The sequence below is a fragment of the Achromobacter sp. SD115 genome, assembly GCF_017355315.1.
GTDB classification, from domain to species: Bacteria; Pseudomonadota; Gammaproteobacteria; order Burkholderiales; family Burkholderiaceae_B; genus Achromobacter; species Achromobacter xylosoxidans_B.
In genome coordinates this window covers 171,757-186,263 of the sequence record NZ_JADIJM010000012.1, presented here as the reverse complement: position 1 = coordinate 186,263, position 14,507 = coordinate 171,757, and the positions used below count along the sequence as shown (strand labels likewise).

Genomic DNA, 14,507 nt, shown 5'->3' with positions numbered 1-14,507 from the left:
TATCAATTTCCAAACATCAAGGCGGTGAGCAGGAAGTCCAGCCCAAGTACCGCCAGGGAGCCCACCACCACGGTGCGCGTGGTCGCGCGGGCAACGCCTTCAGGGGTGGGCTTGGCCTGCCAGCCCTCGTAGAGCGCGACCAGCGTCACCGTGACGCCGAAGACCAGGCTCTTGATGACGCCGTTGGCCACGTCTTTCCAGACGTCGACGCCGTTCTGCATTTGCGACCAGAACGCGCCGGCGTCCACGCCGATCAGCAGCACGCCCACGACCCAGCCGCCCAGGATGCCCACCATGGAGAACACCGCCGCCAGAATGGGCATGGCGATGATGCCGCCCCACAGGCGCGGCACCAGCACGCGGCGTATGGGGTCGACCGCCATGACTTCCATGGCCGCCAGTTGTTCGCCGGCTTTCATCAGGCCGATTTCGGCGGTGAGCGAAGTGCCCGCGCGGCCCGCGAACAGCAGCGCCGTGACCACGGGCCCCAGTTCCCGCACCAGCGACAGGGCCACCAGCAGGCCCAGCGCTTCTTCTGAGCCGTAGCGGTTCAGCGTGTAATAGCCCTGCAGCCCCAGCACGAAGCCCACGAACATGCCGGACACGGCGATGATCAGCAGCGAGTAATTGCCGATGAAGTGGACCTGCTGCGACACCAGCCGCGGGCGCGACAGCGCAATGCCGCTGCGCGCCAGCATGGCGCCGAAGAACCGGGTGAAGTAGCCGATGCCGGAAACGCGGTTGCGCACCCAGCCGCCCAGTGCGCCGATGGCGTTGTTGGATCCGCTCATGCGCGGCGCCCCTCTTGTTGCGAAAGCCACTTCTTGAAAGCGGGCGTCTCGGGGTATTGGAACGCGACCGGGCCGTCGGGCTCCCCTTTGAGGAACTGCTGCACGTAGGGGTCCTGCGACGCCGACAGCATTTCAGGGGTGCCGGCGGCGGCAAGCTTGCCCTGCCCGACCAGGTACACCTGGTCGGCGATGGCAAACGATTCGTGGACGTCGTGCGTGATCAGCACCGAGGCGCAGCCGAGGCGGTCGGCCAGGCTGCGGATCAGGCGGGCGGTAATGCCCAGCGAGATCGGGTCCAGCCCGGCAAACGGTTCGTCGTACAGAATGAGTTCGGGTTCCAGCACCACGGCGCGGGCCAGCGCCACGCGCCGGGCCATGCCGCCGGAGATCTCGGCCACCTTCAGGTGCGCGGCCGCGCGCAGGCCGACGGCGTCGAGCTTGTCCAGCACGCGCCCGGTGACTTCCGGCTCCGCCAGCTTGGTGTGTTCGCGCAGCGGGAAAGCCACGTTCTCGAACACGTTCAGGTCAGTGAAAAGCGCGCCCTGCTGAAATAGCACGCCCATGCGCGTGCGCAGCGATTGCCGTTCGGCGCGGCTGACGTGGGCCATGTCCTGGCCGAAGGCCAGCACCCGGCCGCGCTGCGCGGTGAGTTGGCCGGTGGCCGCGCGCAACAGCGTGGTCTTGCCCGAACCCGAGCCGCCCATGATGGCGACCACCTGGCCGGCGCGTACGTCCATGGAGATATCGCGCAAGACGGTGAAATCACCATAGCCTAGCGCCACGTCTTCCAGGCGCAGGGCGAATTCCGTGGTCTTGCTTGTTTGAGCGGACATGGGCAACGAAAGGGTGTTTCGGCGGCGGAGCTTGCCCTGCTGTCCGGTAGGCGCATCCGGCAATACTTGGAGCCGGCGCGGCTAAGACAGGCGGCGTCGGGAAGCGCCCTGTTACTCATATGCCGGGGCGAGGCAGGGCCTGGGCTCCCGGCGGCGAGGCGCCATTGTAGCCCGACGCTTTGTAATCACAACGCGGGAGCCCGCTAGTGGAACAGTGTTTTCGTTTCAGGGAACAATACGGGTCAGCGCCGCGCCTGCGCCGCCGCAGTCTCCCGAGCCAGCCGCGCGACTAGGTCGGCGGTGGTCTCGCGCCGAGCGAGCGGCGCGCCCTGGCCGGCCCACAGGGACAGCACGTCGGTGTCGCCGGCCTTGCCGCCCGCCGTGCGCATGGGGCGCGTCAGCGCGTTCTGCAGGGGATACGGCAGGATGTCGGCCGCGATGGCGTCGGCCTCGCGCATGAAGGCATTTTCGATGCCGCGGGCGGGCCGTCCGGAAAACGCCCGGGTCACCCGGGATTGTTCTGCCCGGGAGGCGGGCAGGAGCGCCTTGTAGGCCTCATTGATGCCGGACTCCTGGGTGGTCAGGAAGGCCGTCCCCATTTGGGCCAGGTCGGCGCCCAGCGCGATCGCGGCGGCAATGCCGCGGCCGTCCATGATGCCGCCAGACGCAATAACAGGGACCGATACTGCATCGGCCACCTGGGGCACCAGCGCCATGGTGCCGATCAGCGACTCCTCGAAACCGTCCAGGAAGGTGCCGCGGTGACCGCCCGCTTCGGCGCCCTGTGCCACGATGGCGTCCACGCCATCCTGTTCCAGCGCGACCGCTTCGCGCACGGTGGTCGCGGTGCCCACGGTCAGGATGCCCAGCTCTCGGCAGCGCGCGATGGCCGCGGCCGGCATGCGGCCGAAGGTGAAGCTGAAGACGGCCGGACGCGCGCGCAGGATGGCCTCGATCTGTTGCGGCAGCGGATCGACCTGCGGGCCAGGGGCGGCGGGCGCCGGGAGGCCCAACTGCTGGTGATAGCGCGCCATCAGGGCCAGCATGCGGTTGGCGTCGCCGCGCATGGGCTCTTCCGGTACGGAGGCGAACAGATTGATGGCGAACGGCAGCAGCGTGCGTGCGCGGATGTCGCGCGCCGCCGCCTCGATCTGCTCGGGACTCATATAGGCCGCCCCGAGCGAACCCAGGACTCCCGCCTTCGATGATTCGGATACCAGCTCCACCGTCGTGGCGCCGCCGGCCATGGGGGCCTGGACGATGGGATGGTGCAGCTTGAGCAGATCAATCAGACGGGCAGCCATGGAAGTCTCCTGGAAGGTTACTGAAGCTGGATGTTCCCAGCCTTGATGACGTGGGCCCACTTCTCGGTTTCGCTCTTGATGAAGGCGCCGAATTCCTCGGGCGTGCCGCCGCCGGCCTGGCTGCCGGTGTCGGCAATGGCCTTCTGCACGTCCGGTTCCTTCAGGATGCGGTTGAACTCGGCGTTGAGCTTGGCGATGATGGGCGCGGGCGTGCCGGCGGGGGCGACGATGCCCTGCCAGTTGTAGGACTCGAAGCCGGGCAGGCCCGATTCGGCCATGGTGGGCACGTCGGGCAGCACGGCCAGCCGCTTGGCGGACGTGACGGCGATGGGGTGGATCTTGGCGCCCTGGATCGCGGGCAGCGCGGAATAGCCCATTTCGAACATCATCGAGATATGGCCGCCCATCAGGTCGGTCGCGGCCAGGCTGCCGCCCTTGTAGGGCACGTGGACGATGTCGATCTTGGCCTGTTCGCGGAACATTTCGCCGGACAGGTGGTGAGCGCCGCCCACGCCGGACGAGCCGAAGGACAGCTTGCCGGGCTGCTTCTTGGCCAGCGCGATCAGGTCCGCCAGGGTCTTCACCGGCAGCTCGTTGTTCACGCTCAATACCAGCGGGCTGTTTTCGATCAGGATGATCGGGGCCAGATCTTTCTGCGGGTTGTACGGCATGTCCTTCATCAGCGTCGGGTTGACCGCCATGGGCGCCAGGTTGCCCGTGCCGATGGTGTAGCCGTCCGGCGCGGCGCGCGCGATCAGGTTGGTGCCGACCACGCCGCCCGCGCCCGCCTTGTTCTCGACCACGATGGGCTGGCCCAGCGAATCGCCCAGCTTGCGCGCCAGGAGGCGCACCCGGGTGTCGGCGAAGCCGCCCGGCGCATAGGGCACGATCATGGTGATGGGCTTGGCCGGCCAGTCGGCGGTCTGGGCCTGGGCGGCGCCGCTGAAGGCGGCGGTGACGGCCAGGGCGGCAATAAGGGGACGCAATGCTTTCATACAGATGACTCCTGGTTTTGTTTTTTTAATGTGAACGGGCCCGCGGGCCGATCGCATTATGCCCAGCGCCAGCGTCATCTGTCGTGATCTTTCCCAAACGCCATGCGGATAGCGCTAGCAGCGCCGCGCTGGCCGCGAGTACTTGCGGCAGGCCGGCGCCCCAGTGCGCCGCCCAGGACGCTAGCAGCGGTCCCAGGATCTGGCCCGCGGCGAACGCCGCGGTCATGAGAGCCGCCGCGCGCGGCGCCGAGGCGCCGGCCGAACGCCTGGCGGCCATCATGCCCGCCTGCGTGATCACCATGAAGGTGCCGCCCACCAGCAGCGCAGCCTGGATCACGGCGGCAATGTGATGCCACAACGCCACGGCCACCATGCCCAGCGCCATCAAGGCCTGGGCGGCGCGCCAGACCTGCACGCTGTCGCGGCCCCGGGCCAGGCGTGGAACCAGCAGGCAGGACACGGCCGCCGCCAAGCCGAACAGGGGCCAGGCCCAGCCGAAAATGGCCGGGTCGGGAATGATCTCCTTGGCCATCGCCGGCAGAAAGGTGGCCGGAATGATGTAGCCCACGCCGAAGACGCCGTAGTGCAGCGCCAGCCGCGGAATGTCGCGCGGCAGCCGGACGGCGGACGCCGCGCTCGCCGTCGATGTAGCGGCCGCTACTGAAGGGCGGCGCAAGCCCGGCCAGGCGATGGCGGACAGCGTCAGCGCCAGGCCGCCCAGGGCCATCCAGACCGTGTCGGCGCGCGCGTTCCAGGCCGCCAATGCCAGGCAAGCTAATCCCGTCAGTGCGATGCCCGCGCCTACGCCGGCAAAGGTCACGGCGGAGGCGTCCGCTTCGCGCGGGTCGCCCGCGGGCACCGCCCGCCACGCCGCCACGCAGATGAAGGCGCTGGCGCTGGCGTAGCCGGCGGCCAGGCGCAGCGCGCACCAGACCGCCATGCCGTGCCAGAGCGGCATGGCCAGGGTCAGCAGCGCCACCGCCAGCAGGCTGGCCGCCAGCGTGCCGCGCAGCCGGCGGATAGGCCAGACCACGGCGGCCAGCGCGCCCAGCAGGTAGCCCGCGTAGTTGGCCGAGGCCAGCCAGCCGCCCTGCGCCAGCGACAGGCCGTCCTCCTGCGCCATCAGGGGCCAGACCGGCGTGAAGGCGAACCGGCCTATCCCCATGGCGGCGGCCAGGGCCAGCGCCGCCGGCCAAGCCAGGGAAGCGGCGCTGCGTGACGCGGAGACGGAAGGGTAAATGGGCGTTGACATAGCCCCTACTCTACGGCTGTACTAATATCTTTAGTAGTGAATAATTAAGATAGCGAGTTCTCAAAATGAGAAACTTGGATTTGGATGCGCTGCAGATCTTCAAGGCGGTCGCCGACCAGGGCGGCGTGGCGCGCGCCGCCGCACACCTGAATCGTGTGCAATCCAATGTGTCGACGCGCCTGAAGCAGTTGGAGGCCTCGCTGCAGGCGCCGCTGTTCCGGCGGCAGAACCGCCGGCTGGTGCTGTCGGACCAGGGCCGCGTGCTGCTGTCCTACGCCGACCGCCTGCTGCGCCTGGCGGATGAAGCCCAGGCGGCGGTTCGTGACGGTTCCCCGCAAGGCGTGCTGCGCATCGGCACCATGGAAAGCACCGCGGCCGCGCGCCTGCCGCCCATCCTGGCGGCCTATCACGCGGCCTGGCCGCAGGTGCGGATCGAACTGGTGACCGGCACCTCGGCGGCGCTGGCGAACAAGGTGCGCAACTACGAGATCGAGGCCGCGTTCGTAGCCCAGCCCTTTCCGGCGGAGGGCCTGGCGGCGCTGGATGCGTTCAAGGAAGAGCTGGCGCTGATTTCGCCGCTAGCCTGGGATCCGATCGACAGTCCCAGGGATCTGGGCGACCGCAGCGTCATTGCCTTCGCGTCGGGATGCTCGTACCGGCGCATCCTGGAATCATGGTTGAACCAGGAAGGCGTAGCGCCTGGCAAGGTGATGGAGTTCGCTTCGTACCACGCCATCGTCGCCTGCGTGGCCGCAGGCTCGGGCGTGGCCATCGTGCCGCGCTCGGTGCTGGCGGTGCTGGGAGCGGAGCACACGGTGCGCGTCGGCGCCCTGTCCGGCTCGCATGGCCGGGCCCTGACCCAGCTGGTTTGGCGCGCCGACGACGATACGCCGGCGTTGCAGGCCCTGCGGCACAAGCTGGAGGCGCCGCAAGGCTGAGGCAGGTCGCGCTCTGCCTGTTTAGAAGCGGTAGCCGACGCCGATGGTCGCGACCCACGGGTCGATGCGCGCGGTGCCGATGTGCTGGCCGTCCAGCTTCACCTTGGAGCGGATGTCGATGTAGCGGATATCCGCATTCATGAACCAGCGCTCGTTGATCTTGAAGTCCGCGCCCAGTTGCGCCGCCACGCCCCAGGAGTCGCCCAGCTTCAGGTTCGAGCCCTTCAGCGCGCCTTCCGCCTTGGTGTCGAAGAAGTGGGTGTAGTTGATGCCCACGCCGATGTAGGGCTGGATCATGCTGTCGGGCAGGATGTGCCATTGCAGGCTCAGCGTCGGCGGCAATTGCTTGGTCGAGCCGATCTTGCCCAGGCCGCTGCCGCTGACGTCATGCTGGAATGGCCAAGCGCCCAGCAATTCGATGCCGATGTTGCGCGTGGCCATGTAGGTCAGCGTGAAGCTCGGGCGCACGTTGTTGTTCACGTCCAGCCCGACGCTGCCATTGAGCACGGTGCCGTTGTTGGACGAGGGGCGGACCTGCGTGACGCCGACCTTGAACAGCACGTCGCCCGCTTCGTGGGCGTGCGCGGGGGCGGCGAGCGTGCCAGCGGCGATCAGGCCGGCGATGGCGGTGGCGCGGATACGGCCGTTCAGCGAAAACATTCTCTTCTCCGATCTTTCCATTGGGTGAGACAACAGGTTCTCAAACCTGGCGTCCGGCCCGCTTGATGTGTGTCAAATCGTGAAAAGACCGCAATCGAAAAGTGGTTATGTTGCAACACGCCGGCGTGCAGACAAAAAAATCGCCGCCGGCGCAAAGCGCTCGGCGGCGATCTGGTCAAGCCTGATCGTGGCGATCAGCGCGGCAGTTCGCTGCTGCCCATGAGGTAGGCGTCCACCGAGCGCGCGCACTGGCGCCCTTCGCGGATGGCCCAGACCACCAGGGACTGGCCGCGACGCATGTCGCCGGCGGTGAAGACCTTTTCGACGTTGGTGCGGTAGTCGTCGGTATTGGCGCGCACGTTGCCGCGCGCATCGCGGTCAACGCCAAAGGCGTCCAGCACCGTCTGCACGGGCGACACGAAGCCCATGGCCAGCAGCACCAGGTCGGCCTTGATCTCGAACTCTGAGCCCTCGACCTCGCGCATCTTCATCTGGCCGGTGGCTTCGTCCTTGAACCATTCGACGCGCGCGCCGACCAGCTTCTCGACCTTGCCGTTGCTGCCCTGGAGCAGCTTGGTGGTCACGGACCAGTCGCGCTCGCAGCCTTCCTCGTGCGAGGAGGAGGTGCGCATCTTGAGCGGCCAGTAAGGCCAGGTCATGGTCTTGTTTTCGCTTTCCGGCGGCTGGGGCATCAGCTCGAACTGCGTGACCGAGGCCGCGCCGTGGCGGTTGCTGGTGCCGACGCAGTCAGAACCCGTGTCGCCGCCGCCGATCACCACCACGTGCTTGCCCTTGGCCAGCGTCTGGTTGGTGAGGCGATCGCCTGCGACCGCCTTGTTCTGCTGGCGCAGGAAGTCCATGGCGTAATACACGCCCGACAGCTCGCGACCGGGTACCGGCAGGTCGCGCGGGGTTTCAGATCCGCCGCTCATCACCACCGCGTCGAACTCGGCCAATAGCGAGTCCGGCGTGCGCACCGTCAGGCCGTCGGCCACGGGATCGCTGGGGTTGCCGATGTAGGTCGACGGCGCGAACTCCACGCCTTCGGCTTCCATCTGCGAGATGCGGCGGTCGATCTGGTGCTTTTCCAGCTTGAAGTCGGGGATGCCGTAGCGCAGCAGGCCGCCGATGCGGTCGCTCTTTTCGAACAGCGTCACCGAGTGGCCGGCGCGCGCCAGTTGCTGCGCGCAGGCCATGCCGGCGGGGCCGGAGCCCACCACGGCGACCTTCTTGCCGGTCTTGCGCGCCGGCACCTGCGGCGACACCCAGCCTTCGGCCCAGCCCTTGTCGATGATGGCGTGCTCGATGGACTTGATGCCGACAGCGTCGCTGTTGATGTTCAAGGTACAGGCGGCTTCACACGGCGCCGGGCAGATGCGGCCGGTGAACTCGGGGAAGTTGTTGGTGGAGTGCAGCACGTCCAGTGCGCGCTTCCAGTCCTGGCGGTACACCAGGTCATTCCAGTCCGGGATGATGTTGTTGACCGGGCAGCCGTTGTTGCAGAACGGGATGCCGCAGTCCATGCAGCGCGCCGCCTGCTGCTTGGCCTGGTCGTCGCTCAGGTGCAGCACGAATTCGCGCCAGTTCTTCAGCCGCTTCTGCGGGGCCTCGGAGGCCTCCTGCAGACGCTGAAATTCCATAAAGCCGGTTATCTTTCCCATGGTATCCCTCACGCAGCCAGTTGTTGCGGGTTGGCTGCACGCCACATTTCACCCAATGCGCGGCGGTAGTCCGTCGGCATGATTTTCACGAATTTGCCGCGCGAGGCTTCCCAGTCGCCCAGGATTTCGCGGGCGCGGAAGCTGCCGGTGTAGCGGAAGTGGTCTTCCACCAGGCGGCGCAGAATGGTTTCGTCCGTTTCGCGTTCGCCGCCGCGCTGCGCGCTGTGCCAGACGTCGATGTTGTTCTGGGCGAGCTGTTCCGCGTGCGGCACGATGCTTTCCAGTTCGACCATGGACAGGTTGGCGCGCTGCTTGAGCGTGCGTTCCGGATCCCACACATAAGCCACGCCGCCCGACATGCCGGCCGCGAAGTTGCGGCCGGTGGCGCCCAGCACCACGACGGTGCCGCCGGTCATGTATTCGCAGCCATGGTCGCCGGTGCCTTCGACGACGGTGGCCGCGCCCGAGTTGCGCACCGCGAAGCGTTCGCCGGCCACGCCGTTGAAGAACGCCTCGCCCGCCAGCGCGCCGTACAGCACGGTATTGCCGGCGATGATGTGGTCGGGGCCGAAGCCGCGGAAGTCGTTGGGCGAGCGCACGATGATGCGGCCGCCGGACAGGCCCTTGCCGACGTAGTCGTTGCCTTCGCCCACCAGGTCCATCGTGATGCCGTGCGCCAGGAAGGCGCCGAAGCTCTGGCCGGCGGTGCCGTTGCACTGGATGTGGATGGTGTCGTCCGGCAGGCCCTCATGGCCGTAGCGCGAAGCCACCGCGCCCGACAGCATGGCGCCGATGGTGCGGTTGCGGTTGCGCACCGGGACGATGAACGAAACCTTTTCGCCGCGTTCCAGCGCGGGCTTGCTGCGCTCGATCAGCTGGTGGTCCAGCGCGCCGGCCAGGCCGTGGTCCTGCTCTTCGGTCTGGCGCACGTCGGCGTCGGACTGGGTTTGATGGAATACGCGGGCGAAGTCCAGGCCCTGGGCCTTCCAGTGCTCCACTCCCGAGCGCATGTCCAGCAGGTCGGCGCGGCCGATCAGGTCGTCGAACTTGCGGATGCCCAATTGGGCCATGATTTCGCGGACTTCTTCGGCGATGAAGAAGAAGAAGTTCACGACGTGCTCGGGCTTGCCCTGGAATTTCTTGCGCAGGACCGGGTCTTGCGTGGCCACGCCCACCGGGCAGGTGTTCAGGTGGCACTTGCGCATCATGATGCAGCCTTCCACGACCAGCGGCGCGGTCGCGAAGCCGAATTCGTCGGCGCCCAACAGCGCGCCGATGACGACGTCGCGGCCAGTCTTCATCTGGCCGTCGGCCTGCACGCGGATGCGGCTGCGCAGGCGGTTGAGCACCAGCGTCTGCTGCGTTTCGGCCAGGCCCAGTTCCCAGGGCGTGCCGACGTGCTTGATGGACGACACCGGGGACGCGCCCGTGCCGCCGTCATGGCCGGCGATCACGACGTGGTCGGCCTTGGCCTTGGCCACGCCCGCGGCCACCGTGCCCACGCCCACTTCGGACACCAGCTTGACCGACACCGAGGCCTTGGAATTGACGTTCTTCAGGTCGTGGATCAGCTGGGCCAGGTCTTCGATCGAGTAAATGTCGTGGTGCGGCGGGGGCGAGATCAGGCCCACGCCCGGCACCGAGTAGCGCAGCTTGGCGATGTATTCGGACACCTTGTGGCCGGGCAGCTGGCCGCCTTCGCCGGGCTTGGCGCCCTGCGCCATCTTGATCTGGATCTGGTCGGCCGACGACAGGTATTCGGCGGTCACGCCGAAACGGCCCGAGGCCACTTGCTTGATCTTCGAGCGCAGCGAGTCGCCCTTTTTCAGTTCGACGTCGGCTTCGATGCGGTCCGTGCCCAGCACTGAGGCCAGCGTGTCGCCGTCCTTGATGGTGCTCTTGCCTTCGCGCATTTCGGCGCGGTAGCGCAGTTCGTCCTCGCCGCCTTCGCCGGTGTTGGACTTGCCGCCGATGCGGTTCATGGCCACGGCCAGCACCGAGTGCGCCTCGGTGGAGATCGAGCCCAGCGACATGGCGCCGGTGGCGAAGCGCTTGACGATGTCCTTGGCGGATTCGACGTCGTCCAGCGGAATGGCCCGCGACGGATCGAAGCGGAACTCGAACAGGCCGCGCAGGGTCATGTGGCGACGGCTCTGGTCGTTGATGATCTGCGCGTACTCCTTGTACGTGCGGTAGTTGTTGGCGCGCGAAGCATGCTGCAGCTTGGCGATGGAGTCCGGCGTCCACATGTGCTCTTCGCCGCGCACGCGGTAGGCATACTCGCCACCCGCGTCCAGGTCGTTGGCCAGGACCGGATCGGTGCTGAAGGCGGCGCGGTGCTGGCGCAGCGCTTCCTCGGCCACCTGGAAGATGCCGATGCCTTCGATGTTGGAGGCGGTGCCGGTGAAGTACTTGTTCACCAGGGCGGTCTGCAGGCCCACGGCTTCGAAGATCTGCGCGCCGGTGTAGGACATGTAGGTGGAAATGCCCATCTTGGACATGACCTTGTTCAGGCCCTTGCCAATGGCCTTGATGAAGTTCTTGACCGCCTTTTCGGGGTCGTTCATCTTGCCCAGCGATTCCAGCGCCAGGTAGGGATGGATGGCTTCGGCGCCGTAGCCGCCCAGCAGCGCGAAGTGGTGCACTTCGCGCGCCGAGCCGGTTTCCACCACCAGGCCGGTGTTGGTGCGCAGGCCGGCGCGGATCAGGTGCTGGTGGACCGCGGAGGTCGCCAGCAGCGCGGGGATGGCCACGCGCTCGCTGTCGACCAGGCGGTCGGACACGATCAGGATGTTGTAGCCGCTGCGTACTGCGTCCACGGCGCGCGCGCACAGCGCAGCCACGCGGGCTTCGATGCCCTCGGGGCCCCAAGCGGCGGGATAGGTGATGTCCAGCTCAAAGCTGCGGAACTTCTTGCCCGTGACCTGCTCGATGTCGCGGATCTGCGCCATGGCGGCGAAGTCCAGCACCGGCTGGGACACTTCCAGGCGCAGCGGCGGATTGACGTTGTTGATGTCCAGCAGGTTCGGCTTGGGGCCGATGAAGGACACCAGCGACATCACCAGCTGTTCGCGGATGGGGTCGATCGGCGGATTGGTGACCTGCGCGAACAATTGGCGGAAGTAGTTGTAGAACGGCTTGGCGCGGTCGGACAGCACGGCCAGCGGGGCGTCGTTGCCCATCGAGCCGATGACTTCCTCGCCCGACGAGGCCATGGGTTCGAGGATGAACTTGTAGTCTTCCTGGGTCCAGCCGAAGGCTTGCTGGCGGTCCAGCAGCGACACCGACGACTGCGTGGCGACGGCGGCCTGGCGCGGCGCCGGCAGCGATTCCAGCTTGATCTGCAGGCGTTCGATCCACTGGCGGTAGGGCCGGTTGTTGGCCAGCTGCAGCTTGATCTCGGCGTCGTCGATGATGCGGCCCTGTTCCAGGTCGATCAGGAACATCTTGCCCGGCTGCAGGCGCCACTTCTTGACGATGCGGTTTTCGGGGATGGACAGCGTGCCGGCTTCGGACGCCAGGATGACCATGTCGTCATCGGTGACCAGGTAGCGGGCCGGACGCAGGCCGTTGCGGTCCAAGGTGGCGCCGATCTGGCGGCCGTCGGTGAACGCGACTGCGGCGGGGCCGTCCCACGGCTCCATCATGGCGGCGTGGTACTCGTAGAAAGCGCGGCGGCTTTCGTCCATCTGCGTGTGCTGCTCCCAGGCTTCCGGGATCATCATCATCATGGCGTGGGCCAGCGAGTAGCCCGAATTCACCAGCAGTTCCAGGCAGTTGTCGAACGTGGCGGTGTCGGACTGGCCTTCGTAGACGATGGGGTACAGCTTCTTCAGGTCGTCGCCCAGCACGGCCGACTGCATCATGCCTTCGCGGGCGCGCAGCCAGTTGAAGTTGCCCTTGACCGTGTTGATTTCGCCGTTGTGGGCGATCATGCGGTACGGGTGGGCCAGCGGCCAGGCCGGGAAGGTGTTGGTCGAGAAGCGCTGGTGTACCAGCGCCAGGGCGGACACCGTGCGGGTATCGGCCAGGTCGCGGTAGTAGCGGCCGACCTGGTCGGCCAGCAGCAGGCCCTTGTAGACCACGGTGCGCACCGAGGCCGAAGGCACGAAGTATTCCTTGCCGTGCGCCAGATGCATGTTCTGGATGGCGTGGCTGGCGGTCTTGCGGATCACGTACAGCTTGCGCTCCAGCGCGTCCGGCACCATTACGTCGGCGCCGCGGCCGATGAACAGCTGGCGGATCACGGGTTCGCAGGCGCGCACGGTGGGCGACATGGGCATGTCCACGTCCACCGGCACGTCGCGCCAGCCCAGGACGACCTGGCCCTCGGCGCGCACGGAGCGTTCCAGTTCCTGTTCGCAGGCCAGGCGCGAGGCGGTTTCCTTGGGCAGGAACACCATGGCCACGCCATACTCGCCGGGAGGCGGCAGCGTGATGCCTTGATGGCCGAGTTCGTCGCGGTAGAGCGTGTCGGGGATCTGGATCAGGATGCCGGCGCCGTCGCCCATCAGCTTGTCTGCGCCGACCGCGCCGCGGTGGTCCAGGTTTTCCAGGATCTTCAGGCCCTGCTGGATGATGGCGTGGCTTTTCTTGCCCTTGATGTGGGCCACGAAACCGACGCCGCAGGCGTCATGTTCGTTCTTGGGGTTGTACAGACCCTGGGCGGCAGGCAGCCCGATGCGGCTGGCATCGATGGGGGTCGCCTTGGGCGGGGGACAGGAGTCGATCGGGGTAATTTGGGGCATGGCGCGCTCCGCAGTGGGCCTGCGTCGTAATGTTGCAGTGCAGGAGACGGACAATACCCCCGCTATGAGTAGGGTGCAATAGGAATAAATAGGGTATGTCCCCATTTATATATAAGGCTTGTCATTCGCGGTTAATTAGGTGACGCATCAAGAGCCGCGCCATGCGGGGCTTGCCAGAGGGGTGTGCACCAGGAGGGTGCCTCCCCATCTGGCAAATAGCCATTTTTCGGTTTATGTGTCCCCAATTTAATGGGAAATTTTGCAGGTATGAAGCGATGCTTGGCGTTGCGGAAATGCAAATGCATCCGCCGGCCTGCGCTGCCGCGGCCGGAAAAAATGAAGAACCCGCCATTCAGGCGGGTCCGCAATCAGGAAGAGGTCGACGTAGGCGTCGTGGTGGGAGGCGCGGAACTCGACTCGGCGTCGGACGATGCGGCGGCTGGTTTCTTGCGCGGACGTCCGCGCTGCCCCGGGGCGACCCGGCGGCTGGCCGTATGAGCCAGGCTGGCGATGAAAGCGGGACCGCCCAGCGCCCATTGTCCGGAGACCGCCTGGTCGATACGCTGCGTTTCCTCGCGCGACAGGCCGTCCTGCAAGCGCTTGCGGTAATTGGCCTGGCGGTCGAACGGGGTATTGCCACAGGCCCAATAGTCCGCGTGATCCGACTGCCACTGCGCTGGAGCCGCGGTGGTGTTGCCGGTATGGCTGGCGGCGGAGGACCAGGGCCAGGAATCCGGATCCTGCGATGCGCCGCTGCGCACCGGATAGGTTTCCAGCCAGACCAGGGATGGCAGCACCCAGGCGCCCGGCTCCAGCAAGGCCGAGCGGTAGCGGCCCGCGAAGACCCGGCCGCCGCGCAGACGCGCCGCCAGGTTGCGGCCCAGCGTTTGCATGAGGCGTGGCAGGCCTTCCTCGTCCGCGGGCGTGGCCAGCAGCAGGATGCGGTCGTTGGCCAGCAGCCAGCCGTGAACCGAGACGCGGTGGCGTTGGGCGGACTCGCCCAGCCACGTGGCCAGTTGGTTCAGGATGTCGGCCGGCGCGGGTTGCGACGGCGCCGCCAGCGGCTGGATGAAGTTGGCCTGCACCAGTTGGGGCAGCCCAGGGGCGTACAGACGGGGCAGACGGGCCATAGTGTCAGGACTTGCGTATCTGGAAGAACGGGTTGTCTTCGCTCACGGTATATAAATAGTGCCACGGTGGGCGCTGGTCAAGTCCCGTGATCATGTCGGGGCAGGAAATCGCTTTTTTTTCTGTCGTTCGTACCCCATAAAGCCCAGGTTAACATTCGGCGACGGAACGTCGCACCGTGGGTATCCCCTAATCCG

The 14,507-nt window shown here is 66.8% G+C and carries 10 protein-coding genes; 1 reads left to right on the top strand and 9 read right to left on the bottom strand.

The genetic code is table 11. From position 1 onward, the window contains the following. Window positions 1-2: 2 nt before the first annotated feature. From mlaE to IPU70_RS18410, 5 genes are all read right to left on the bottom strand, one after another. The gene (mlaE, locus tag IPU70_RS18430) at window positions 3-791 is read right to left on the bottom strand and encodes a lipid asymmetry maintenance ABC transporter permease subunit MlaE (RefSeq protein WP_054455483.1); all 789 of its coding nucleotides are present in this window, start codon (window positions 789-791) and stop codon (window positions 3-5) included. Further along, window positions 788-1,624 (bottom strand): ABC transporter ATP-binding protein, encoded by an 837-nt coding sequence (locus IPU70_RS18425; protein WP_207469208.1) that lies wholly within the window; start codon window positions 1,622-1,624, stop codon window positions 788-790. Before IPU70_RS18425 ends, mlaE begins: the two co-directional genes overlap by 4 nt. Window positions 1,625-1,866: 242 nt before the next feature. Continuing rightward, window positions 1,867-2,928: a nitronate monooxygenase family protein gene (locus tag IPU70_RS18420; protein ID WP_207469207.1), complete on the bottom strand. Its 1,062-nt coding sequence runs from the start codon at window positions 2,926-2,928 to the stop codon at window positions 1,867-1,869. Window positions 2,929-2,945: 17 nt separating this feature from the next. Next, complete coding sequence (locus IPU70_RS18415) at window positions 2,946-3,923, bottom strand: tripartite tricarboxylate transporter substrate binding protein (protein ID WP_207469206.1); 978 nt, start codon at window positions 3,921-3,923, stop codon at window positions 2,946-2,948. A 25-nt stretch (window positions 3,924-3,948) separates the two neighbouring features. Further along, window positions 3,949-5,175 (bottom strand): YbfB/YjiJ family MFS transporter, encoded by a 1,227-nt coding sequence (locus IPU70_RS18410; RefSeq protein ID WP_207469205.1) that lies wholly within the window; start codon window positions 5,173-5,175, stop codon window positions 3,949-3,951. A 65-nt stretch (window positions 5,176-5,240) separates the two neighbouring features. On the opposite strand from IPU70_RS18410, the gene IPU70_RS18405 reads away from it, so the two are divergent. Continuing rightward, window positions 5,241-6,113: a LysR family transcriptional regulator gene (locus IPU70_RS18405; RefSeq protein WP_207469204.1), complete on the top strand. Its 873-nt coding sequence runs from the start codon at window positions 5,241-5,243 to the stop codon at window positions 6,111-6,113. 21 nt (window positions 6,114-6,134) lie between these two features. Here IPU70_RS18405 and IPU70_RS18400 read toward each other — a convergent pair whose 3' ends face one another. The 4 genes from IPU70_RS18400 to IPU70_RS18385 all read right to left on the bottom strand — a co-directional run bounded on the left by IPU70_RS18400 (window position 6,135) and on the right by IPU70_RS18385 (window position 14,312). Further along, entirely contained in the window at window positions 6,135-6,773 is a 639-nt protein-coding gene (locus tag IPU70_RS18400) for an OmpW family protein (RefSeq protein WP_013390965.1), read from the bottom strand. A 194-nt stretch (window positions 6,774-6,967) separates the two neighbouring features. Further along, window positions 6,968-8,434, bottom strand: coding sequence for a glutamate synthase subunit beta (locus IPU70_RS18395; RefSeq protein WP_013390966.1), 1,467 nt, complete (start codon window positions 8,432-8,434; stop codon window positions 6,968-6,970). A gap of 8 nt (window positions 8,435-8,442) precedes the next feature. After that, window positions 8,443-13,182 carry a glutamate synthase-related protein gene (locus tag IPU70_RS18390; RefSeq protein ID WP_207469202.1) on the bottom strand — a complete coding sequence of 1,580 codons (4,740 nt, stop codon included), beginning with the start codon at window positions 13,180-13,182 and terminating at the stop codon, window positions 8,443-8,445. Between the two features lie 368 nt (window positions 13,183-13,550). Continuing rightward, the gene (locus tag IPU70_RS18385) at window positions 13,551-14,312 is read right to left on the bottom strand and encodes a hypothetical protein (protein WP_013390968.1); all 762 of its coding nucleotides are present in this window, start codon (window positions 14,310-14,312) and stop codon (window positions 13,551-13,553) included. Window positions 14,313-14,507: the final 195 nt, after the last annotated feature.